Source organism: Niallia sp. Kr1, from assembly GCF_050389805.1.
Taxonomy (GTDB): Bacteria; Bacillota; Bacilli; order Bacillales; family Cytobacillaceae; genus Bacillus_BD.
Map to the genome: position 1 here is coordinate 1,055,183 of NZ_CP130945.1, position 23,309 is coordinate 1,078,491.

The window sequence follows — 23,309 nt, forward strand, 5'->3', positions numbered from 1 at the left end:
AGGCTTAAGGTCTCCTTTTTTCTTTATCAAGTAATAATCGATCGCTATCATGAATGGAGTTTCTTTAACCTCTCTAGTAAATCCATATAATGATTAGCACTGATGAATTCTCCATTTGCAAATGCATAGGATTTCTCGTTGCAGCGTTTACAATGACTTAAACACTCAAATTCTTTCACAGAAACAGTACTTTGATTCACAAATTGACTAAAAAGAGGCTGGCTCTCTTGATCTAAAAAACGATCTAAATTATTTTGGCAGAATTCAAGTTTTAAAACCTTCTTTTTTCCAAAAAATTTCTGTATTAACGTGCCCATAATGGATCCTCCTAACGTTCAAGCTATCATACTTACAATATAGCAGGAATCTATATTGCAGAGTCAAGAGAAAGGACTTTTTTTTAGGGTATTTAAGGTCTGTAGTGTGAACAAGAACGAATAGCGTTGCTATTAAACCATTATGCATAATATACCAATTTGTAAAATGATCACATATATTTTTGGATAAGTTTGTTCCAAATTTCAATAATTTTGCATATGAAGTAATATATAGAATCCTGTTTATTAGGGATTAAGATAAAGGAGGTAATGCAGATGTACGGGTATAGAAACCCTCAATATGAGCAAAGAGGATTATTTCTTGCTCCTCTAGTTGGTGGGCTTATTGGCGGCTTTGTGGGAGGAGCCATTTCTCGCCCATTCGGAGCATATCCAGGAGCCTTTGGAGGCTACCCACCATACCCAGGCTTTTATGGCCAAATCCCACCATACTACGGATATCCAGGTTACTTTTATTAAAATAAAAAGGGTGACAGGCACCTTCCATAAAATGGAAGGTGCCTGTCACCCTTTTTTGTAAAAAACTTTAACTGAAAAATGAAAAAAGATTTAAAAAATGTTAAAATATATTTAAGTTTATATGGATAGGCTTGACATCATTTAGGGGGTGAACGAGTGTTAGAAAATCAACAGCATTTATTTATTGATTTTGAATTTACAATGCCTGAAAAAGGGAAAAAAACGAAAGGGTTTTATCCCGAAATTATTGAGGCAGGCATAGTAGCAGTAGCGAATGGTCATATTTACGAGAAGTTTTCGACCTATGTCATACCAAATCGCTTTCCCATCTTAACAGAAAGATGCAAAACCTTCCTCCATATTAGTCAAGATCAAATTGATCAAGGCATTCCTTTTTCAGAATTAATCAATCGCTTTACCATACTCACGAAAGATTTCCAAAATACGGTTGTAACATGGGGAAATATGGATATGAAAGTATTGCGCCAAAATTGTGAACAAGCTTCATTGACGTTTCCCTTTAAAGCAAAGGAAATTGATTTATCGATGGAATATAAGCGATTCTTTGGAGATCAAAACCAAACAGGATTATGGAAAGCCGTTCAAGAATATGGGAAAGATGGTGTCGGTAAGCACCACCGTGCCTTAGATGATGCTCTCACAACCTATCATATCTTTAAGCTTGTTGAGAAGGATAAGCAATATTTACACAACCCTGATCACACGACCATTGGTGACCGAATCGACCTCTCACAACTATTTAATAAATTTGCCTAAAAAAGCCAAATCTCAAAGTTGATTTGGCTTTAAATATTTATAGATTTCTTCAACATTAAAAATACATCCGATCATTTATCACTTAAAATAGTCCTTTTCCAATGACTCCATATTTTTCAAACTTTGCTGGGCAAATAAAGACGAGTCCTTTTCTAATTCAAGTTTAAAATTCCTGATCACTATTTTTAATGAAGACTCATAATCGGGAACTTCTTCTTCAAACGGCTTCACCATTTTTTTTGGGATATTGGCTTGTTCTAGAAAAGAAAGAGCTTTTCTTTCATGGAAAAAGGCCACATTTGCATCTTTTGGCTGGTGTAAATCACCCTGTAAAGGATGTTTGATGACAGCCAATACCTTTACTAAATAATGTTCTGGACGTATATCTGTGATTTCACCGATATATTTTCCTGTTTTATAGATACCCGTTACTTTATCTCCAACTTGTAGTTCTCCCATTTTCGTTACCCTCCTTGATTTATCTCTTACTATTATGGCGCATGTATCCCAAAAAATAAAATAATAAGAAACATAGGTTCGGTAATAATCTGAAAATTTTGATGATGTTAGATGTTGCTGTTATAATATCAAAAGAACTTATTATTTAGAGAGAAGGGATTTTGTGTTTTCGTATATTTTAGCATTTACATTTCTTTACTTTCCAAAAGATAAAACAGAATATATCCCAGCCGTCATTAGTCTCGTTATCTTTAGTTTATTTGCCTATTTCACTTTTATTTTATTCCGAAAAATTTCGAAGAAAGAAGAAAAGAAAACGAAGGAATTAGAAGAACGTCTAAAAAACTCCGGAACAGTTGACTGAAACTGTTCTTTTTTACGGGAAAAGTTTAATTTTATACATGATTGTCCACACTAAATGAAGAATGTCGGATGGAGGATGTATAAAATGAAAAAAACCAGTTTGTTTATTTTACTTCTTTTTCTAGCGGGTTGTGTTGAAAATGAAGTAACAAAATTGGACGTTGACATGCATAATAGTGCTGGGGATTCACTGGGTACGATTAAATTAACCGAGCAAGCAAGTGGTGTAAAGTTAGATGTGGATCTAGATGGCTTGCCTGTTGGTGAACATGCGATACATATTCATGAAAAAGGTTCCTGCGTGGGACCTGACTTTAAATCAGCAGGGGGTCATTTTAATCCTGAGGACAAGGAACATGGTTTATTACACCCAGAAGGTGCCCATGCTGGAGACTTACCAAACTTAATTGTGGAGGCTGATGGTTCAGTAAAAGCAGAGCTCATGGCCCCTCAAGTAACATTAAAAGAAGAAAAAGCATCCCTCTTAACAAAAGATGGGACTTCAATTGTGATTCATGACAGTAAAGATGATGGCATGACACAACCAGCTGGGGATGCAGGAGAGCGAATTGCCTGTGGTGAAATTAAGGAGAAATAGCGATAAGTAAGAAGTTGCCTTTCTAGCACTAGCGGAAATGCAGCTTCTTTTTATTTAACAAAGCAAACCTAAGAACTCCCTGCAAATTCATGATATTTTGTGCATACAACGGGAATAAATATTTACAATTAAACCTATGTATTTTAAGATAAGAAGGAAAATTTACCAAAATAAATTAATTTTTCTTGGAGGCCATTTATGAGATTAACTGAAAAGGAAATGGAATTAATCGAGATATTAGAAACTGATGCTCGTTTACCCCTTGAAACGATTGCTAAAATGATGAATGTAACGACTGAAGAAACAGAAAAAATGATGAAAAAGTTAGAGGATCAAAAAATCATTGTCGACTATATCTCCATCATTGATTGGGCTAAGATTGAGGAACATAAGGGTGTTAAAGCGATGATTGACGTAAAAGTAACACCAAAACGAGGTGTTGGCTTTAATGAAATTGCAGAGCGGATTTATCGTTTTAAGGAAGTGAATTCTGTTTACTTAATGTCAGGGGCCTATGATTTATCTGTTGTTATTGAAGGGAATTCAATGAACGACATCGCTCGTTTTGTATCTGAAAAGTTATCGACCTTAGATTCTGTTATTTCTACTACCACTCATTTTATCCTTAAAAAGTATAAACATGATGGGATTATCTTTGAACCTGAGAAAAAAGATAGACGAATCGTGGTGTCTCCGTAATGGGTGTTTCGACAAGATCTTATTTATCTCAAAAAGCAAAAGAATTAAAGCCTTCTGGAATCCGTCGATTTTTTGATTTAGCAGCAGGGAGGGAAGGGGTAATCTCACTTGGTGTAGGGGAACCAGATTTTGTTACATCTTGGAATGTAAGAGAAGCAGCAATCAATTCTCTTGAACAAGGTTTTACCTCTTACACTGCAAATGCAGGCTTAATCGAACTTCGAGAAGAAATTTCTTATTATATGGAAACGCAGTTTCATGTTCGTTATTCACCTCAAACTGAAATCATCGTAACCGTTGGTGCAAGTGAAGCAATCGATATTGCAATGAGAACGATATTGGACCCAGGTGATGAAGTCATCGTGATTGAACCATGTTTTGTTTCATATGTACCCATCATTGAATTAGCAGGTGGTGTAGCTGTCAAAGTTCAGGCCTTAAAAGAAAATGACTTTAAGGTGACTTCAAGTCAAATTGAAGAGGCCATCACAGAAAAAACAAAGGCAATCCTTATTTGTTCGCCTAATAACCCTACAGGTTCTATGCTGAACAAACAAGAACTTCAAGCACTGGCTAAGGTTGCCATTCAACATGATTTGCTTGTCGTTGCGGACGAAATCTATGCAGAACTTGTCTATGATGAGGAATATACAAGTCTTCCGTCTATTGCCGGAATGAAAGAAAGAACGATTCTAATATCAGGTTTTTCAAAGGGTTTTGCTATGACAGGGTGGAGGCTAGGGTTTGTTTGTTCCCCTCCCGAAATATCAGGAGCGATGCTGAAAATCCATCAATATACATTGATGTGTGCTTCAACCATGGCCCAATATGCAGCCTTGGAGGCATTGAAAAACGGAAGAAATGATGTAGACGAGATGGTCAAAAGCTATCGAAGACGTCGGAATTATATCGTCCAGTCCTTTAATGAAATTGGACTCTCTTGTCATAATCCAGGAGGGGCTTTTTATGCATTCCCATCTATTGAGTCAACGGGGTTATCCTCGCAGGAATTCGCAGAACAATTATTAGAAAAACAAAATGTAGCGGTCGTCCCTGGAGATGTATTTGGTGAAAGTGGTGAAGGACATATCCGTTGTTCCTACGCAACATCGATGGAAGAAATTCAAGAAGCTATAAAACGAATAAGCCAATTCTTGGATGACCTGGAAAAAAGAAAATAAAAAAAGGACAGCCATAAAGGTTGTCCACAAAAAAGGGGGGAATACTAGAAAGTCTTACATTACAAGGCTTTCCAATTCTCTCCTTTTTATACACTATTCCTGAATTTTATTTTAAAATAGTAATAAACTTCTAATTGGTTTTGATATAATTTCTTTTTTATGATATAATTTTTTATTGCGTATAATTGGATCTAAATATCAAAAAAACTAGGAGTGTTTTTATGGCTGAAAATATTGAAGTAGGAAGTGTTTTAACGGGTAAAGTTACGGGAATTCAAGCGTACGGAGCCTTTGTTGCATTAGATGAAAATAATCAAGGTCTTGTCCATATTTCTGAAATTACTCATGGATACGTAAAAGATATTAATGAATATCTAAAAGTGGGTGATGAGGTAAAAGTAAAAGTGTTATCCGTTGATAAAGAGGCAGGTAAAATTGGGTTATCAATCCGTGCAACAGAAGTAGCACCTGCACCAGTTGCTGAAACGAAAGCAGCACCAAAGTCTCGTAAGCGTCAGGCAGCAGCTATCCAGGCTGAAACTGAACCAGGTTTTAATACTTTAAAAGATAAACTTCAAGAGTGGATTGAACAATCTGCTAAGAATAACGATTTAATTAAAAAATAAGCGTAATGGTACATGAAAAAAGAGGCTGACCCCTAAGATAAAGGGTCAGCCTCTTTTTAAATAGGTTGAAGATAGGATTTACTCTGTTCGTAACTCAGGTCTACGTCCCATTTCAGTATTTTGTTTGAACAATAACCCTAAGTTGATGAGTCCAGCAAGTCCAACAAGTCCATAAATGAGCCTTGATAAGAATGCATCTTGACCTCCAAAAAGGGAAGCAACAAGATCAAATTGGAATAATCCGATTAGTCCCCAGTTTAAAGCTCCAATGATGGTTAATACAAGTGCAGCACGTTGAATTCCGCTCATATTAAACCTCCTTTCCTAATGAATAACTTACATTTTTAGAATTCAACAGAAGGGAAAAATTATTCTATTTTGAAAAAAATATTTCCCGTTTATGAACTTTGCAATCAGTGGTCATTTACCTGATAATAAATATGTAAAAATATTACAAAAGGAGACCGAAAAATATGGATAATTTTACTTACTGGAATCCAACAAAATTAATATTTGGAAAAGATCAATTGGCAGAAATAAAAAATGAAGTACCGCAATATGGGGATAAGATATTACTAGTGTATGGCGGAGGGAGTATTAAAAACAACGGACTATATGACAAAGTAATGAACATTCTTAAGGAACTAGACGCAACCGTTTTCGAACTTTCGGGAGTAGAACCGAATCCGCGTATCTCGACTGTCAGAAAAGGGGTCGATCTATGTAAAAAAGAAGGAATTCAACTGATCTTGGCGGTTGGGGGAGGTAGTGTCATTGACTGCTCAAAAGCCATCGCAGCAGGTGCAAAATATGAAGGAGATCCATGGGATATCGTCATCAAGAAGACCGTTGTTAAGGATGCACTGCCATTTGGGGTAATTTTAACCTTAGCGGCAACAGGTTCTGAAATGAATCCATCCTCTGTAATCACAAATTGGGAAACGAATGAAAAGTATGGCTGGGGAAGTCCTTATGTCTATCCGCGCTTTTCCATTCTTGACCCGGTTCATACATTTTCGGTTCCAAAAAATCAAACCATCTATGGAATTGTTGATATGATGGCTCATACGTTTGAACATTATTTTCACAAAGCGGAGAATACAGAATACCAAGACCGCATGTGTGAATCTTTACTCGTAACCGTTATGGAAACGGCACCAAAATTATTGGAGGACCTTGAAAACTACGAACACCGAGCAACCATTTTATACTGTGGAACTTATGCCTTAAATGGCATGATTTCAATGGGATTTGCTGGGGATTGGGCAACTCATAACTTGGAGCATGCTGTTTCAGCGGTTTATGATATTCCTCATGGTGGTGGTCTAGCGATTCTTTTCCCAAACTGGATGAAGTATGTTCTGAACGAAAATCCAGAAAGATTCAAGAAATTAGCTGTTAGAGTATTTGGAGTTAACCCTGAAGGCAAAACTACGCAAGAAGTTGGATTAGAGGGAATTGAGAAATTACGAGAGTTTTGGAACAGTATTGGGGCTCCATCACGCCTTGCAGACTATGGGATTGATGATCGTCAATTAGAGTTGATGGTTGACCGAGCGATGGCCAGAGGAGATTTTGGTAAGTTCAAATTGTTAAAAAGGGGAGATGTAGAAGCGATTTATCAGGCTTCTCTATAACCAAAAGTTTTAAAATAGACAATTTTTCGTTTGTGTCCGCTTCCAAGAAGTGGGGATTCTTGATTATATGACATATTTCGGCTAAAGTAAAAATGAATCAAATTTAAACAACTAATGGAGGAGCATGCATGACACATATTCAATTTGATTATTCAAAAGCATTACCGTTCTTTTCAGAGCATGAAATTACATACTTCCAGGATGCTGTAAAAGTCGCCCACCATTCATTACATGAACAAACAGGGGCAGGAAGTGACTTTTTAGGATGGATCGATTTACCGGTCAATTATGACAAAGAAGAGTTTTCACGTATTCAAAAAGCAGCTGAGAAAATTAAAAATGATTCAGATGTCCTTTTAGTCATTGGGATCGGTGGTTCTTATTTAGGAGCACGTGCAGCCATTGAAGCACTGCAACATAGCTTTTTCAATGTGTTGCCAAAAGAGAAGAGAAAGGCACCGCAAATTATTTTCACAGGAAATAATATCAGTTCTTCATACATGCATGACATTATTGATTTATTAGAAGGAAAAGATTTCTCAATTAATGTCATTTCAAAATCAGGAACAACGACAGAACCAGCAATTGCCTTTCGTCTTTTCCGCAAATTACTAGAAGAGAAATATGGAAAAGAAGAAGCGTTGAAGCGTACATATGTGACAACAGATAAAGCCAGAGGGGCTCTTAAAACGGTTGCTGATGAAGAAGGTATGGAAACGTTTGTGATTCCAGATGATGTAGGAGGACGTTTCTCTGTTTTAACGGCAGTTGGGTTATTACCGATTGCAGCAAGTGGTCTTGACATTGAAGCGATGATGAAAGGGGCTGCTGCAGCACGCGATGATTTCAGTAGCTCAGAATTAAAAGAAAATACAGCTTACCAATATGCCGCAGTGAGAAATATTTTATATAACAAAGGCAAAACGGTCGAGATGCTGATTAATTATGAGCCAGCGCTTCAATATTTTGCTGAGTGGTGGAAACAATTATTTGGTGAAAGTGAAGGGAAGGATCAGAAGGGGATTTATCCATCTTCAGCTAATTTCTCTACTGATCTACACTCATTAGGTCAATATGTTCAAGAAGGTCGTCGTATTCTTTTTGAAACTGTGATTAAAGTAGACAAACCAAAGCATGAATTAACGATTAATGAGATTGAAAAGGATTTAGATGGATTAAACTATCTAGCTGGAAAATCAATCGATTTTGTTAATAATAAAGCGTTTGAAGGAACCTTGCTTGCTCATACAGATGGAGGAGTCCCTAATCTAATTGTAACGATTCCACAGCTTGATGAGTATACATTTGGCTACTTAGTTTATTTCTTTGAAAAAGCCTGTGCGATGAGTGGCTATTTATTAGGAGTTAACCCATTCGACCAGCCAGGCGTAGAAGCATATAAAGTCAATATGTTTGCGTTACTAGGAAAGCCCGGTTTTGAAGAGAAAAAGGCGGAACTCGAGAAGCGTTTGAAATAATGAAGAAAAGAGAGTGCTCATTTAATGGAGCGCTCTCTTTTATGTAATAAAAATCAACTGGTCGTTTCTCTCAATAAAAAAGGGTTGGGGTGGATTTAAGATGGTGGCTTCTCCTCTTTTAATCCCTAACAACGTTTGACCATTTTGCATGTACTTCATTCCCAGACTTGTATAATCTTCATCGACCTCATCCATATCTGCTTCTTTAAGGATAATTTTTTCCTCGGAAAGTTGATATAACAAATCTAAGAAAGAGGTAACCATATCTTGAGAATTGATACTTTGGTGCATGACAAAGCTTGTTAAAATATTCGTTTGGATGATTTCGTCTGCACCTGCTCGCTTTGCATTGGCCATTTGTTCATTTGTTAAAATTTCAATAATAGTCTCAACATCTGGATTCAAACCTTTTACTGCAAGAAGAGTGAGTATGCTATTCATATCTGCTTGCATTTCTCCTAGATTGGTATTCGCTGTAATAATGACTTTAATGGCATCTCCGATATTAGCTTGAAGCAGAACAGAATCTTGGTTGGCTGCTCCTTTTATAAAATGAACATTCCCATTTGGAAGTGGGTTTATATCGAGACTCTCATCAATTAAGGCAATGGAAACTGATTTTTGTCTTTTTAATAAGGTTCCGATCACTTCTTTTGAACGTTCATTCCAGCCCACAATGATATAATGATCTTTCCCTCGAAAGATAGCTTTTCCCTCGTGATAATCATTTTGTCTTGTAACTGCTGTTGTTGCAAGCGTAATAAAAAAAGAGGATAAGAATCCTGCGCTGGTAAGAATTAAAAAAATACCAGCGATTTTACCAAAAATGGATACAGGAAAAAAATCACCATACCCAACAGTGGAAGCTGTGATGATTGCCCACCAGATTCCATCAAATACGGTGGGAAATGTATTAGGTTCAATGAAATGAACAATAATCCCGAAAATGAAAATGGATGTAATGGCAATAATAAATGTCCTCAGCAAGAGTGGCAAACGTATAAACCCTAAAAAAATCTGATTAGGCAAAATGCTCACCTCTATTTTGAATCATTATCTTATCAGTATGAACGAGAAATGATTTCTCTAAAACAAAGGTTATGCTTTTTACTGTTATATGTTAAAATTTTCATGGACTTTTTAACATAAAAAAGGATGATCCTTTTTCGAATCATCCTTCTTCTTCAAGTTGTATCCATTCTTTAGACCATTTTTCAATTTCTGCAAATACGTTCTTTAGTGCTAATCCCTTTGCTGTTAATGTATATTCAACCCGAACAGGGACCTCTGGAAATACCTCTCTAGAAATGATTCCTTCGCTTTCTAATTCCTTTAATCTTTCTGATAAAAGTCGACCACTGATCGGAAGGGAAGAGTTTATTGAGCAAAAACGTTGTGGTCCGGATAACAGTTGATTAATAATTAAAGCATTCCAGCGTTTACTGAGGATTTCAGTCGCTTTGAAAAACTTAGGACAAAGGGTGCTTTCTACCATTGCAAAATCACCTCAGTTACAAATAGTTACTAACATAATAATAGTAAATATATTACTTGACGTCAACAACTTACAAAATTATACTTAGTTACATATAGTAAGTAATGTTGTGTTAGTGGAATCAAAGTCGGAGGGATGAACCTTATGATTACTGAAAAAACGAAAAAGTTATTAATGAATAAAATGACAATTTTAAAAAATAAAGATAAAAAAGACCTATGCTTAGTCGGACCTGTTCGACTACCTGTCCAATTGGACGACAAGGTGGTCACGTTTCAATGGTATACTTGGTTGTCTCTAGAAGGGATCCCCACAGATAAAGAGGAAATTCTTAACTCTATCGCAACTATGGATCTTGCTTCACAACAACAATCATCCGTGTTAGTCTATGGTGATTTTGAAGATTCAGAAGAAGCATTTATCAGAATGCATAGCATATGCCATACAGGGGATATTTTTGGCAGTAAACGATGTGACTGTGGGTATCAGCTACGACAGTCCATGCGAATGATCGTGGAAAACGGCAGCGGGGCGCTATTTTACTTAGCGAATCACGAAGGGCGAGGAATAGGCTTGTTTTCAAAATCATTAGCTTATATCCTTCAGGAAGAAGGCTATGATACAGTTGAAGCAAACCTTGCCCTTGGCTTTCCTGATGATACTCGTTCCTACGAGGAAGCGATTCGTGTCTTGAAGGGACTTAGAGCTCACCCCGTTACGTTGATTACGAATAATCCAAAAAAGATTGATGCCTTAAAACAACATGGACTATTGATTCAAGACCATATACCATTATGGGGAGATATTTCTGAGTATAATGAGTTTTATTTAACAACAAAAGTTGAAAAAGCGGGGCATATTAAGAAAAGTGAGCTAACTATTGCAAATTAAGGAGAATTACAATGAACAATGATTACAATTTTATGAAGCTTGCACTGGATTTAGCCTCAACCGCGAAAGGTAAAACCAATCCCAATCCGCTTGTAGGTGCTGTCATTGTGAAAGACGGAATGATTGTTGGTTCTGGACTGCACCGCAAAGCGGGGGAACCTCACGCCGAAGTACACGCATTCCGCATGGCTGGTGATCATGCAAAAGGAGCAACTCTTTATGTGACACTTGAGCCATGTTCACATTACGGGAAGACACCGCCTTGTGCTGAATTAGTAAAAGATTCAGGTATACGTCGTGTAGTGATTGCTATGAAAGATCCAAATCCACTTGTAGCTGGAAGAGGCATTAAGATTTTAGAGGACGCTGGTATTGAAGTAGAAGTAGGATTGCTTGAAGACGAGGCAAGAAAGCTTAATGAGCGGTTTATTCATAATATGGTGCACCAAACTCCATTTGTGATTTCCAAGATCGCTATGACTCTTGATGGGAAAATTGCGGCACATAATGGACATTCCAAATGGGTTACTGGTGAAGAAGCAAGGAGAAAAGTGCATGAATTACGAGATGAAGTAGACGGAATTCTTGTTGGAATTGGAACCGTTCTGGCAGATGATCCAATGTTAACGACGAGATTGCCACAAGGTGGAAAAAATCCAGTTCGTATTATTCTTGATTCAGAGTTAAGAACGCCCTTACATGCAAAAATAACAGATTGTTCTGAAGCAGAAACCTGGATTTTTGCAGGTGAGGGAGCTAATAAAGAAAAAGCTAATAATCTGCTGGAAAAAGGTGTTCAAGTATACTTTGTACCTAAAAATGAAAAAGAGGGCCTGGATTTAACTACGGTGATGAAAGAATTATTTGCAAAAGGAATCACCGATGTTTTGGTAGAAGGCGGAAGTGAATTGAATGCCTCATTTTTACGTGCTGGATTAATCAATAAATATCTGATTTATGTAGCCCCTAAAATCTTAGGTGGACGACATTCACTTACTCCTTATACAGGTGTTGATGTAAATTCAATGGATGAAGCTGTTGCTGTTGATTTTGACAGTTTTGAACAGGTAGGAGACGATTTATTAATTACGGCATACCCAAAGCAACTAGCTAATGACAAAAAATAATGGGTGATAAATATGAATAACTACGACTATAAAGCTGATGTATGCATCGTTGGTGCAGGTCCTGGTGGGGCTTTATTGGCGTACTTACTTGCTAGTAACGGCATTTCAACGATCTTAGTTGAAAGAAACGATCATATCAATAAAGAGTTTAGAGGTGAACACCTCAATGAAATCGGGGAAGAAATTCTTCGTAAATATGATTTATTTGAGGATCTCGAAAGAAAAGGATTATTGAGAATGGAAAGAGTTGAGTATTGGGATCATGGAGAAGTGATTAAAACCATATGGCCGGATCCGGAAATTGGTCATGTAGGTATTCATGTCCCTCAAAACCACTTGCTCGGACTCTTATTAGAAAAATCTAGACCACTTACAGATTATACATTACTAATGAATACAAAAGTCATTGGATTAGTAGAAGAAGATGATCACTATTCGGGAGTCATAGCGAAACAAGACGGGAAAGAAATAATGATTAAAAGTTCTTTAATTGTGGGTGCAGATGGTCGTTTTTCCACCATTAGAAAACTTGCCCAATTTCCGATTTCAAAAATTCATCATGGCTATGATTTACTTTGGGCTCGTATTCCTGCCCCAAAAAATTGGGAACCAACCATTCGTATGGCTTTAGTTGATGATGATCAACTTGCACTTTTTACACAACAAGGTGGTTTTGTTCAGATCGGTTGGAATATCCCGGAAGGTTCCTATCCAATGATCAGGAAACAATCCTTTACACCTTTTATTAATAAACTAATCGCTGCATTTCCCGAATTAAAAGATACCGTTACAGAAAACATTCGTTCATGGAATGATTTTATTTTACTTCAAGTTCAAAGCAGCAAAAGTGACACTTGGGTGAAAGATCGTGTCGTGATTATGGGGGATGCTGCGCATACGATGAGTCCAACGGGAGCATTTGGCTTAAATAGCTCATTAAAGGATGCGGAAGTTTTATATCAAATTATTCAAGACTATAAAGGATCGATTCAACACTTAGGTAGTACTGAATTAGAACGATTTGAAAAAATTCGCAGGAAAAAAGTCGAAGAAGAGCAATCAACACAACTCGTAAAAGAAGCCTCATTTGGGAAACAATTTGCTCTAGTATAAAAATAAAAAAAATCCGGAATGCCTAGCAAAAGTGCTAGCTTCCGGATTTTTATGAATAATTTTGTTGATTTTCACTCCACTGTGAAAAACTCCCCGACCCATTACATGATGGACAATCCAAGGACTCAGGATAGAAATATTCATTAATGACTGGAATTTGGAATCCCTTGCCATTACAATCTGGACAATTTCCCAAACTTTGAGCTTGGGCTATTTTTTTCTCATTTAAACTAGATTTCCAATTCGAGAGAGATTGAAAAAAACCCATTGATTTAACACTCCTATTTTTATTTTATCTTATGCAAATACGATTCTACTTGTTATTCCTTCCTATTATTTGATATCTCCTATTTTTTATACATTTATTACCTTTGGATACAAGATGTACATAATTTATCCCATTTTTGTAAATAGTAAGCCCATGAAGTTCACTTATGAGGTGTTGATCATTGGGTTTACAACAAAAAGAAAAAATATTCATCATAATGGCATTGATCGTAATTGCCTTATTTGTGTCTCCTCTGTTTATTCTAGGTGAAAATGCCCATATTCGAGTTCATGATAATCTAGATTCCAATTTAGCTTGGTATAAAGTGCTAAAGGAAAGTGGAGAGATTTTTGGTCCGATTGAAGCGGTGATTCCTCAAATCATGAATGGTCATCTTTCAAGAAATGCCTTTGGAACTGAATGGAGCGGGATTGTTTGGCTTCATGCTATATTTCCGACCATGACTGCCTATGCGATCAGTCAGACTATTACAAGAATTTTTGCCTTTTTAGGAATGTATTTATTGTTACGGGATCATTTTTTACCCAAAAAAGAGTGGGCGTTGATACGTGTTGGGGTGGCCTTAGCGTTTTCTTTAACACCTTTTTGGCCATCGGGGATGCTGAGTACACTTGGTATGCCATTGGCTTTATGGGCATTTCTCCATATTCGAAAAGGAAGAATCTCATGGCGGGAATATATTGTGTTTACCTTGCTTCCGCTGTATTCAAGTATTGTTTTAGGGATGTTCTTTTTTTTAGTTGCGATGGGAATCCTTTGGATAATCGATTTTCTTAGAAAAAGGAAGCATACAGTAGCGTTTCTTATCTCCTTACTTTATATGGGGGGTGTCTATCTACTAGTTGAATACCGACTAGTCCATTCTTTTATTTTTGATGATGACCCAAATAGTCGGGACGAATATATTCATGCTCGATTGTCGTTAGGAAGAGTTATTCGATTAACGTTTAAAAATTATCTCCTCGGTCATAACCATGTCATGACCGTTCACACCTTAGTCATTTTACCGATATTATTCATTGCCTTTTTTATTGTTTGGAAAAAAGGCTGGTGGAAGCAGGAGAAATCATTTGTCTTTTTATTCATTTTAAATTTCCTATTATCAATATGGTATGCGTTTTGGTTTTATAAAGGGTGGGAGCCCTTGACATTAAAGTTCCATTTTATGAATACGTTTAATTTTGCTCGGTTTCATTTCTTAAGACCCCTTGTGATTTATGTAAGTTTTGCACTTGCGTTAAAAATTTTATGGCAATCTCATTATGGGTGGAGGAAACTGATTCCAATCTGTATTGCTGCACAATTAGTAGTATTGATCCCGTTTAATGAAGAAATTGCCTTCCAATCGAGACCATCTGTGAAAGAGTTTTATGATGTTGAGCTTTTTACACAGATCAAAGATTATATCGGAATATCCGAAGAACAATACAGGGTCGCAAGTATTGGGCTGCACCCTGCAATCGCTCAATATAATGGATTTTATACGTTGGATTCTTACAATAATTTTTATCCGCTCACTTATAAATACCAGTTTCGAAAAATTATTGAAAACGAATTAGCTAAAAATAAAACGATTCGAACGTATTTCGATGAGTGGGGGGGACGTTGCTATTTATTTACAGATGAACTGGGAAAGCATTATATGTTTAAAAAGACATCTAAAAAAAGATTAAAGAATCTTCAACTGCACACGGATGTTTTTAAAGACATGGGGGGAAGATATATATTTTCAAGTGTCCCGATCGTAAATGCAGAAGAAAACCAATTAGCGTTAGAGAAAGAGTTTACCACGAAAAAGTCAGTATGGAAGATTTATTTATATCGAGTTTTATAAAGTTGAAGCTTCACTTTTTGGAGGAAATCATATGAGTATGCCAAATGTAACTCTTGTTGTACCTTGTTATAACGAGGAGGAGATTTTGCCACATACGATAAATGTTCTACATGATTTGGTTCTTGAATTAATTAGAGAAAAACGTATTTCAGAGAAAAGCCGAATCCTATTTGTTGATGATGGAAGTCGTGATGCAACATGGTCATTCATTTATAAAGCAAGTCTTCAAACAGAACATATTCGTGGGTTAAAGTTGGCACGAAATGCTGGACATCAAAGTGCTTTATTAGCTGGATTATTTGCTGCGAAAACAGCTTCTGATTGTGTCATTTCTTTAGATGCAGATTTACAGGATGATATCCGTGTCATTCGCTTGTTTATTGAAAAGTTTAAAGAAGGATATGAAATTGTATACGGTGTACGTAGAAAAAGAGACAGTGATACCTTTTTTAAACGTGCGACTGCTCAAGGTTTTTACAAACTTATGGAAAAACTTGGCGTTCCTTTAATTTATAATCATGCCGATTATCGTCTTATGGGCAAACGGGCTCTAGATGCATTAGAGCGCTTTGATGAGGTAAATTTATTTTTACGGGGAATCGTCCCGTTAATTGGATTTCGATCAACCTCCGTTTATTATGACCGCCAGGAGCGCCTTGCAGGAGATACAAAATATCCATTAAAGAAAATGCTGGCCTTTGCGTTTAATGGGATTACCTCTTTTTCTGTTACTCCGATTCGTTTCGTCATGTTGACAGGATGTGCTTTCTTTCTTACAAGTCTAATCTTTTTATGTTACTTTCTAACTTTAAAGTTTATGGGGGAAACGGAAATTGGCTGGACCTCTTTAATTACATCCATTTGGTTAATTGGAGGATTGCAATTAATGGCGATTGGTCTAATTGGAGAGTATATTGGAAAAGTGTATCAAGAGTCAAAACGCAGACCGAAGTATATTGTCGATATGGACCTTTTCAATATGGCTAAGCCTAATCGAAGAACAAGTGAACATGAAGAACTTGTGAATACAATGGATAGAGCAACAAAAACAAATTAACAAATAAGGCTGTTTTATAGAGGGGAACCCCTATAAAACAGCCTTATTTTTCTTACCCTTCATATTCTCTATCTAAATTGCATTCTTTAAGAGGAACTAATTTTGTCTTATTCTTCCATTTATAACCTAACCACACAATGAGAAATAGTGGTAAGCCAATATAAGATACTGAAATTCCGTACCAGTCAATATTGCCGCCTATAAAAGCTGGAAAGTTTTGTCCTAAAATAACAATCGTACACAGAACAAATGCGAATATTGGACCAAACGGATAGAAATTGGATTTATAAGGTAGGTCATTCAGGTCTTTTCCTTGTGCAATATAGGCTTTTCGGAAGCGATAATGACAGACTGCAATTCCAAGCCATGCAATAAAGCCGGACATCCCTGATGCGTTTAGTAACCATACATAAACAACACCTTCACCAAAAAAGGATGCTAAAAAGGCAAGAGAACCAACAAGTGATGTAGCGATTAAGGCATTAACGGGTACACCTTTTTTATTAATTTTCGCAAGGAATTTTGGTGCTTTTCCTTCGCGGGCTAAATTCCAAAGCATTCTTGTGGAAGCATACATTCCCGAATTACCTGCTGAAAGAACGGCTGTTAAGATGATCGCATTCATTACAGATGCAGCAAAGGCAATACCTGCTCTTTCAAAAACAAGAGTAAAGGGACTCATTGTAACATCCCCACTTGCTAGATTCTCATTTGTATAGGGAATTAATAGGCCAATTACAAAAATCGCTAAAATATAAAATAAGAGAATTCTCCAGAATACCTGCTTGATGGCCTTCGGAATATTTTTCTCTGGATCTTCACTTTCTCCTGCTGCTGTACCAAGAAGCTCTGTTCCTTGGAAAGAGAAACCTGCAGCCATAAATACTCCTAATAATGCAAGGAAACCTCCGTTAAATGGGGCGTTTTCAATCGTAAAATTCGTGAAACCAACAGGCTCACCGCCCAAAATACCAAATATCATTAAAATACCAGTGATAATGAACACAATCACAGTAATAACTTTAATAATAGAAAACCAATATTCTGATTCTCCGAAACCTTTTACTGAAAGAATATTAAGGAGGAACATGATGACAAGACAAAGGCTGCTCCAAATGATGGACGGTGTATCCGGGAACCAAAATTTCATGATTAAGGAAACGGCTGCAAGCTCTGCTGCGATCGTAATCGCCCAGTTATACCAATAGTTCCATCCAAGAGCAAAACCAAGAGAAGGATCAACAAATTTAGTTGCGTACGTACTAAAACTTCCGGTTACCGGCATATAGGCAGCCATCTCGGCTAATCCTGTCATTAAAAAGTAAACCATCGCTCCAATAAGGGCATAGGCTAAAAGCGCTCCTCCTGGTCCTGCTGTATGAATAGCACCCCCACTTGCGAGAAACAACCCTGTTCCGATACACCCACCTAATGAAATCATGGTTAAATGCCGTGCTTTTAGTTTTCTTTGTAATTCCTGTTTTTTACCATTATTGTGATGGTTGTTATGCTGTTCTAACTGTTTTGCTGTAGTTGTTTGCATAATTATTAACTCCAATTAAGTATTTAACTTCATTCAGGAGAAGACTTCCACCTTTTATTATGAGTGAAGAATGACTAAAAGTTCTCTGATGCAATGTGGATTTATACCTCAGATGAATGAAGTTAGCCTCCGGCGAACCTTGCGATTTTTACGGTATCTTATCGAGCGAGCCAGGCGACGACGTTCGAGTCAGGCGAAAGCCACAGGAAGTGGCGTTCTGAAGCGTGATAAAAATCGGGACGCAAATTCGTCGGTAAAATTTGATGAATTTTGTCGAATTTTCTGCTGAAATAGCCCATTGAAATTATACTAAACTCTGTATATTTTTCAATGGTAAAAACTGCGAAATAACAGGATATGGATAATTTTCTTCTTTATATTTTGATATTGGTATGATATCATAATGATAATAAAAAGATATTAGAAAGGTGTGATTATTTATGAGGGAAAAGGAAATCTTTAAGTTAAATGGATTTATTGGTGTTTTAATTGAATTAATATTAATTGTTGGTACAGTTCTTTCAGTAAGATCATTCATTGTAGGCGGTAGTGTTGCGGCATTTATTATTGGAATTATTCTCGTTCTTATCTTTCTCTTATTAGCAACAGGTTTTACGATCATCCAGCCTAATCAAGCAAAAGTGTTTACGCTTTTTGGGAATTATTTAGGGGTAATTAAACAAGAGGGATTTTGGTTTACGATTCCTTTAACGGTACGAAACAATGTTTCGCTGCGAGTGATAAATTTTAATAGTGATAAATTAAAGGTTAACGACTTAGAAGGGAATCCGATTGAAATTGCAGCGGTTGTGGTTTATAAAGTGTTTGACTCAGCGAAAGCAGTCTTTGATGTTGAGAATTATAAAGATTTTGTTCATACCCAAAGTGAAACAGGATTACGTCATATTGCAAGTCAATACCCATATGATAATTTCAATAATGACTTTGAGATTTCGCTTCGCCAGCACTCTGACGAAGTGGGGGATGAGTTAACAAAAGATCTACAGAAAAGATTATCCGTGGCAGGGGTTGAGATTATTGAAGCAAGAATCATGCACTTAGCTTATTCAAGTGAAATTGCCCATTCTATGTTACAGCGCCAGCAGGCAAAAGCCGTTCTAGCTGCTAGAAAAGTGATTGTTGATGGAGCTGTTTCTATGGTAAAATCAGCTATTGATCAGTTAAATGCAGAGCAAGTGGTTGAACTTGATGAAGAGAAAAAAGCACAAATGGTTAATAATCTAATGGTTGCGCTTGTTTCAGACAAAGGAAATCAGCCAATTGTCAATACAGGATCCATTTATTAAGGTTGTGATATAAAGTGCCAGAAAAAAAGCGCTTTTTACTTCGAGTTGATCAAAAAGTATATGACGCACTTGAAAAATGGGCAAGTGATGAACTAAGAAGTGTAAATGCTCAAATTGAGATCCTCCTAAAAAAAGCGTTAAAAGAAGCGGGAAGATCTAAAGACTCGGAATAATAGGGGTGACAGGCACCTTCCAATTTCTGGAAGGTGCCTGTCACCATATTTGTCACCATATTTTATCTTGGAATAACTTATATTTTTATTTCAACATTGTGTAAACGTTTTAAAAATAGGAAAAATTCTCTTTTGTTCATGAAAATGCGAATTTTTTATTTTTATTTTAAAATAACTATTTACATTTTTATTTTTTTTGTGTATTATTTAGCTCATATCATTCAGGGCTTTATTCTTTTATAATTATCAAATCTAAATTGTCTGAAGATTACGATATAGTCGAATGGAGTCGAAAATTTTTATAGGGGGCGAACTAAATGGGTTCAAAAAAAATGTCAACAGGCGAAATGGTAGCTATTGGGCTTATGCTTTTTGCCCTATTCTTTGGAGCAGGAAACTTAATTTTTCCTCCTGCATTAGGTCAAGCATCAGGCACCAACTTTTGGCCAGCAATTATTGGATTTTTATTAACGGGTGTAGGGTTGCCATTGCTAGGTGTTTTAGCAATCGGATTATCTGGTCATAATCATTTACAATCAATGGCCAATAAAATTAATCCAGTCTTTTCATTAGTATTTACTGTTATCTTATATTTATCTATTGGACCTTTCTTTGCAATTCCACGTACAGCAACAGTATCTTATGAAATTGCAGTGGGCGGATTATTTCCGAATGTTTCAGGTGGTTTCAATGTTGCATTATTAATTTACAGTATTGTATTTTTTGGAGTTGTCGGATGGTTGTCGTTAAATCCGAGCAAAATTGTTGATCGTGTTGGTAAATTGATGACACCGGTATTATTATTATTATTAGCTATTCTTTTAATTTCTACTTTTGTAAGTCCATTAGACGAACCGCTTGCACCAATTGCTAATTATGTAGATAATGCATTCTTTAAAGGTTTCCAAGAAGGATACCTCACAATGGATACCTTAGCATCTCTTGTTTTTGGAATCATCGTTATTAATGCGATCAAGGCAAAAGGGATTACAGATAAAAAGGCCATTGCTTCTATTACAGTTAAATCAAGTTTAATTGCTGCGGCATGTTTAGGTATTATCTATTTGGGGCTTGGTTACTTAGGTTCAACAACAAGCTTTGCTGCTGGGGAAGCAAATAATGGACCTGCTTTATTAACATTCGCAGCTGATAGTCATTTCGGTATTTATGGAAACATTATACTAGGTTTTGCGATTGTAGTTGCTTGTTTAACAACTGCGATTGGCTTAATTACATCATGTGCGAGCTATTTCCAAAGTATATTTCCACGTTTTACTTATAAACAATTAGCGATCGGATTTACGATTTTCAGTGCAGCTGTTGCAAATATTGGATTAAGTCAATTAATTACAATTTCAGTTCCAGTATTAGTTGCAATTTATCCAATTGCAATCGTGTTAATTTTCTTAACTTTTGCAGAGCCTTTATTCAAAGGTCGTATGGAAGTTTACCGTTTTAGTTTATTACTAACAGGAATTGTTAGTGTTGTAGATGGATTAAAAGCAGCAGGACTTCCTTTAGAAGGCTTATACAATGCGTTTGGACAATTCCTGCCACTATTTGATGCAGGGATGGGCTGGTTAGTTCCAGCTTTAGTAGGTGCCGTTATTGGATATGTGATTTCATTTGCGCGCCCAGCTAATAGTGAACAATTAAAAAAAGCTAATTAATCAATGTGACCTCGGTTTATTTCCGGGGTCATTTTCGTTTTATGGATCGAAAACATTCTCTCATTTACTACATATACATATAGTAAAAAGAATGAGGGGGAAACGAAAAATGATAGAAAAAATATCAAGAAATTTCTTCCTTCATGTTTCAAAAAATATTCTTTTAAATAAAGCAGCGAAACGATGGGGGCTAAGACTTGGTGCGTCACAGGTAGTTGCAGGAGATTGCATTGAACAGATGGTTAGCAAGGTCAAGGAATTAAATAAAGATGGGTTTGTTTGTACGCTTGACAATCTAGGCGAATTTGTAATGAGTAAAGAGGAAGCTGTGGCAGCGACAGAACAAATTATTCAAACGTTGGAAGCGATTTCGAAGAATAAGTTAAATAGTCAATTGTCGGTAAAATTAACGCAACTTGGAATTGATATTGATAGAAAGTTTTGTGTTCAAAATATGTATCGGATATTAAACACTGCAAAAAAATACCAAATTTTTGTCACGATTGATATGGAGGATTATTCTCATTGTGAATTGACCTTAGATGTTTTAGCGGAATTACGTAAAACTTATAACAATGTTGGGACGGTTATTCAGGCCTATCTTTTCCGTTCTGTTCAAGATGTAAAAAATCTAAAGGGTATTCCACTTAGATTGGTTAAAGGTGCTTATAAGGAGTCTAACAACGTAGCTTATCAGGATAAAAGACTCATAGATGAAAATTTATTAGAACTGATTAAGATTCATCTATTAAGTAAAAGCTATACAGCGATTGCGACTCATGATCATCAGTTGATTGATAGAGTAAAAAAAATTGTTGAAGAAAACGAGATTTCCCCTGATCAGTTTGAATTTCAAATGCTTTATGGTTTTAGAAATGAGCTCCAACAACAACTTTTAAGTGAAGGTTATCGAGTACGGGTTTATGTTCCTTTTGGGACGGATTGGTTCGCTTATTATATGCGGAGATTGGCGGAAAGACCACAAAATATTACTTTTGCATTAAGAGGATTTTTTTCAAAATAAGCGCTTTTCTATGCGGTAAGTAATAATAAATATCTGTCAAAATGAGGATGGAAAAGAAAGCTTAAATATTAAAGAGCAAGAAGTATCAGCTTGGGCAAAAAACGGAAGGATATTTCATGGAACTATATTTAGATAGTGTTTTATTGAAACCAGTTAAGGATGAAAATCAACTTCATATTGCGCTTCAATAAAAAAGAAGTTGATAAAATCATCTATCAATTTCTTTTTAGTAGCGGAGAAGGTGGGATTCGAACCCACGCAACAGTTGCCCGTCCTAACGCATTTCGAGTGCGTCCCCTTATAACCACTTGGGTACTTCTCCAAGATGTAATTGGAGCGGGTGAGGGGAATCGAACCCCCGACATCAGCTTGGGAAGCTGGAATTTTACCATTAAACTACACCCGCATGGCATGATCGCTTTAATATTATATCATAATAATGAGGAATTGTACTGCAATGGAAATAAGAAAAATAACTCAAAAAAGACTGAACAAGAATCTTGATTAAAAGTTCTTTTTACAAAAAATAGTACATGCTATATAATGAAAGAATTAAGTTTGAATAGACAAAATTCCTCATGAGGAGAACGGAAATTATGGGAAATCGTGAATTGCCATTAAAAGAAAAAAGCATCGTGTTTGTTGGATTTATGGGAGTAGGTAAAACCACGATTGGGAAGCTAGTCGCGAAAAAACTTTATCGAGATTTTATTGATGCGGATGAAGAAATCGAAAAAGAATTTGGTATGCCTACGGCGAAAATTTTCAAAACATTTGGTGAAAAAACGTTTCGTGAAAAAGAGCAGTCCCTTATCGTGGGATTAAGTGAACAACCGTTAAAAGTCATTTCATTAGGTGGAGGAGCGTTTTTAAATGAAAACATCCGTAAAGCCTGTTTGAAAAATTGTTTAGTGTTGTTTTTAGATTTATCTTTTGATAACTGGAAGGAAAGAATGGGCTTGCTCATCGATAGCAGACCGGTTTTACAGAATAAGAGTTTGGAACAAATTGAAGAATTATATAATAGCCGTCAATCTGCTTATTCCCTGCACAATTCAAAGGTTGTGACCGATCATTTAAATCCTGAAGAAGTAGCTGATTATATCGTGGAATCACTTAAATTGGCTTGGGAATTGCATAGTTAAAAACATCGTTAAAAAGGTCGTCTCTA

At 36.3% G+C, this 23,309-nt stretch carries 25 protein-coding genes and 2 tRNA genes; 19 read left to right on the top strand and 8 right to left on the bottom strand.

Annotated elements, in window-relative coordinates; translation table 11 throughout:
* Positions 1-47 precede the first annotated feature (47 nt).
* Entirely contained in the window at positions 48-317 is a 270-nt protein-coding gene (locus tag Q5760_RS05205) for a DUF1450 domain-containing protein (protein ID WP_428911173.1), read from the bottom strand.
* Between the two features lie 276 nt (positions 318-593).
* On the opposite strand from Q5760_RS05205, the gene Q5760_RS05210 reads away from it, so the two are divergent.
* Complete coding sequence (locus Q5760_RS05210) at positions 594-797, top strand: hypothetical protein (protein WP_428911174.1); 204 nt, start codon at positions 594-596, stop codon at positions 795-797.
* 156 nt (positions 798-953) lie between these two features.
* Positions 954-1,574 carry a 3'-5' exonuclease KapD gene (gene kapD, locus Q5760_RS05215; protein WP_428911175.1) on the top strand — a complete coding sequence of 207 codons (621 nt, stop codon included), beginning with the start codon at positions 954-956 and terminating at the stop codon, positions 1,572-1,574.
* Positions 1,575-1,652: 78 nt separating this feature from the next.
* On the opposite strand, the gene Q5760_RS05220 is transcribed toward kapD, so the two are convergent.
* On the bottom strand, positions 1,653-2,033 hold the full coding sequence (locus Q5760_RS05220; RefSeq protein ID WP_428911176.1) for a kinase-associated lipoprotein B: 381 nt from the start codon (positions 2,031-2,033) through the stop codon (positions 1,653-1,655).
* A 163-nt stretch (positions 2,034-2,196) separates the two neighbouring features.
* On the opposite strand from Q5760_RS05220, the gene Q5760_RS05225 reads away from it, so the two are divergent.
* The 5 genes from Q5760_RS05225 to yugI all read left to right on the top strand — a co-directional run bounded on the left by Q5760_RS05225 (position 2,197) and on the right by yugI (position 5,500).
* Positions 2,197-2,397, top strand: a complete 201-nt coding sequence (locus Q5760_RS05225; RefSeq protein ID WP_428911177.1) for a hypothetical protein — start codon at positions 2,197-2,199, stop codon at positions 2,395-2,397.
* An 84-nt stretch (positions 2,398-2,481) separates the two neighbouring features.
* Positions 2,482-2,994, top strand: coding sequence for a superoxide dismutase family protein (locus Q5760_RS05230; RefSeq protein WP_428911178.1), 513 nt, complete (start codon positions 2,482-2,484; stop codon positions 2,992-2,994).
* 198 nt (positions 2,995-3,192) lie between these two features.
* Positions 3,193-3,693, top strand: coding sequence for an Lrp/AsnC family transcriptional regulator (locus Q5760_RS05235; RefSeq protein WP_428911179.1), 501 nt, complete (start codon positions 3,193-3,195; stop codon positions 3,691-3,693).
* Positions 3,693-4,874 (top strand): aminotransferase, encoded by a 1,182-nt coding sequence (locus Q5760_RS05240; protein WP_428911180.1) that lies wholly within the window; start codon positions 3,693-3,695, stop codon positions 4,872-4,874. Before Q5760_RS05235 ends, Q5760_RS05240 begins: the two co-directional genes overlap by 1 nt.
* A gap of 221 nt (positions 4,875-5,095) precedes the next feature.
* The gene (gene yugI, locus Q5760_RS05245; RefSeq protein WP_428911181.1) at positions 5,096-5,500 is read left to right on the top strand and encodes a S1 domain-containing post-transcriptional regulator GSP13; all 405 of its coding nucleotides are present in this window, start codon (positions 5,096-5,098) and stop codon (positions 5,498-5,500) included.
* A gap of 78 nt (positions 5,501-5,578) precedes the next feature.
* On the opposite strand, the gene Q5760_RS05250 is transcribed toward yugI, so the two are convergent.
* The gene (locus Q5760_RS05250; RefSeq protein WP_428911182.1) at positions 5,579-5,809 is read right to left on the bottom strand and encodes a DUF378 domain-containing protein; all 231 of its coding nucleotides are present in this window, start codon (positions 5,807-5,809) and stop codon (positions 5,579-5,581) included.
* Between the two features lie 164 nt (positions 5,810-5,973).
* On the opposite strand from Q5760_RS05250, the gene Q5760_RS05255 reads away from it, so the two are divergent.
* Together Q5760_RS05255 and Q5760_RS05260 are read left to right on the top strand one after the other, a co-directional pair.
* Positions 5,974-7,137, top strand: a complete 1,164-nt coding sequence (locus Q5760_RS05255) for an iron-containing alcohol dehydrogenase (RefSeq protein WP_428911183.1) — start codon at positions 5,974-5,976, stop codon at positions 7,135-7,137.
* A gap of 128 nt (positions 7,138-7,265) precedes the next feature.
* On the top strand, positions 7,266-8,615 hold the full coding sequence (locus Q5760_RS05260) for a glucose-6-phosphate isomerase (RefSeq protein WP_428911184.1): 1,350 nt from the start codon (positions 7,266-7,268) through the stop codon (positions 8,613-8,615).
* A 39-nt stretch (positions 8,616-8,654) separates the two neighbouring features.
* On the opposite strand, the gene Q5760_RS05265 is transcribed toward Q5760_RS05260, so the two are convergent.
* Positions 8,655-9,653, bottom strand: a complete 999-nt coding sequence (locus Q5760_RS05265) for a potassium channel family protein (protein WP_428911185.1) — start codon at positions 9,651-9,653, stop codon at positions 8,655-8,657.
* Between the two features lie 133 nt (positions 9,654-9,786).
* Positions 9,787-10,110, bottom strand: coding sequence for a winged helix-turn-helix transcriptional regulator (locus Q5760_RS05270; protein WP_428911186.1), 324 nt, complete (start codon positions 10,108-10,110; stop codon positions 9,787-9,789).
* 144 nt (positions 10,111-10,254) lie between these two features.
* On the opposite strand from Q5760_RS05270, the gene Q5760_RS05275 reads away from it, so the two are divergent.
* From Q5760_RS05275 to Q5760_RS05295, 5 genes are all read left to right on the top strand, one after another.
* Positions 10,255-11,001 (top strand): GTP cyclohydrolase II, encoded by a 747-nt coding sequence (locus Q5760_RS05275; RefSeq protein ID WP_428911187.1) that lies wholly within the window; start codon positions 10,255-10,257, stop codon positions 10,999-11,001.
* An 11-nt stretch (positions 11,002-11,012) separates the two neighbouring features.
* On the top strand, positions 11,013-12,128 hold the full coding sequence (gene ribD, locus Q5760_RS05280) for a bifunctional diaminohydroxyphosphoribosylaminopyrimidine deaminase/5-amino-6-(5-phosphoribosylamino)uracil reductase RibD (RefSeq protein WP_428911188.1): 1,116 nt from the start codon (positions 11,013-11,015) through the stop codon (positions 12,126-12,128).
* Positions 12,129-12,140: 12 nt separating this feature from the next.
* Complete coding sequence (locus tag Q5760_RS05285) at positions 12,141-13,241, top strand: FAD-dependent monooxygenase (protein ID WP_428911189.1); 1,101 nt, start codon at positions 12,141-12,143, stop codon at positions 13,239-13,241.
* A gap of 485 nt (positions 13,242-13,726) precedes the next feature.
* On the top strand, positions 13,727-15,364 hold the full coding sequence (locus Q5760_RS05290) for a DUF6044 family protein (RefSeq protein ID WP_428912499.1): 1,638 nt from the start codon (positions 13,727-13,729) through the stop codon (positions 15,362-15,364).
* A gap of 31 nt (positions 15,365-15,395) precedes the next feature.
* Positions 15,396-16,421 carry a glycosyltransferase family 2 protein gene (locus tag Q5760_RS05295; RefSeq protein WP_428911190.1) on the top strand — a complete coding sequence of 342 codons (1,026 nt, stop codon included), beginning with the start codon at positions 15,396-15,398 and terminating at the stop codon, positions 16,419-16,421.
* A 52-nt stretch (positions 16,422-16,473) separates the two neighbouring features.
* On the opposite strand, the gene Q5760_RS05300 is transcribed toward Q5760_RS05295, so the two are convergent.
* Positions 16,474-17,964, bottom strand: a complete 1,491-nt coding sequence (locus Q5760_RS05300; RefSeq protein WP_428911191.1) for an amino acid permease — start codon at positions 17,962-17,964, stop codon at positions 16,474-16,476.
* A 440-nt stretch (positions 17,965-18,404) separates the two neighbouring features.
* Here Q5760_RS05300 and Q5760_RS05305 point away from each other — a divergent pair, with 440 nt between their 5' ends.
* The 4 genes from Q5760_RS05305 (at position 18,405) to Q5760_RS05320 (ending at position 22,138) form a co-directional block, all read left to right on the top strand.
* Positions 18,405-19,271: an SPFH domain-containing protein gene (locus Q5760_RS05305; protein ID WP_428911192.1), complete on the top strand. Its 867-nt coding sequence runs from the start codon at positions 18,405-18,407 to the stop codon at positions 19,269-19,271.
* Positions 19,272-19,285: 14 nt separating this feature from the next.
* Positions 19,286-19,444, top strand: a complete 159-nt coding sequence (locus Q5760_RS05310) for a hypothetical protein (RefSeq protein WP_428911193.1) — start codon at positions 19,286-19,288, stop codon at positions 19,442-19,444.
* 317 nt (positions 19,445-19,761) lie between these two features.
* Positions 19,762-21,114 (top strand): branched-chain amino acid transport system II carrier protein, encoded by a 1,353-nt coding sequence (gene brnQ, locus Q5760_RS05315; protein WP_428911194.1) that lies wholly within the window; start codon positions 19,762-19,764, stop codon positions 21,112-21,114.
* 109 nt (positions 21,115-21,223) lie between these two features.
* Positions 21,224-22,138 carry a proline dehydrogenase family protein gene (locus Q5760_RS05320; RefSeq protein ID WP_428911195.1) on the top strand — a complete coding sequence of 305 codons (915 nt, stop codon included), beginning with the start codon at positions 21,224-21,226 and terminating at the stop codon, positions 22,136-22,138.
* Between the two features lie 233 nt (positions 22,139-22,371).
* Here Q5760_RS05320 and Q5760_RS05325 read toward each other — a convergent pair.
* Together Q5760_RS05325 and Q5760_RS05330 are read right to left on the bottom strand one after the other, a co-directional pair.
* Positions 22,372-22,460: transfer RNA gene (locus Q5760_RS05325), tRNA-Ser, on the bottom strand.
* 10 nt (positions 22,461-22,470) lie between these two features.
* A tRNA-Gly gene (locus Q5760_RS05330) sits at positions 22,471-22,544 on the bottom strand.
* A gap of 190 nt (positions 22,545-22,734) precedes the next feature.
* On the opposite strand from Q5760_RS05330, the gene Q5760_RS05335 reads away from it, so the two are divergent.
* Positions 22,735-23,283 (top strand): shikimate kinase, encoded by a 549-nt coding sequence (locus Q5760_RS05335; RefSeq protein ID WP_428911196.1) that lies wholly within the window; start codon positions 22,735-22,737, stop codon positions 23,281-23,283.
* Positions 23,284-23,309: the final 26 nt, after the last annotated feature.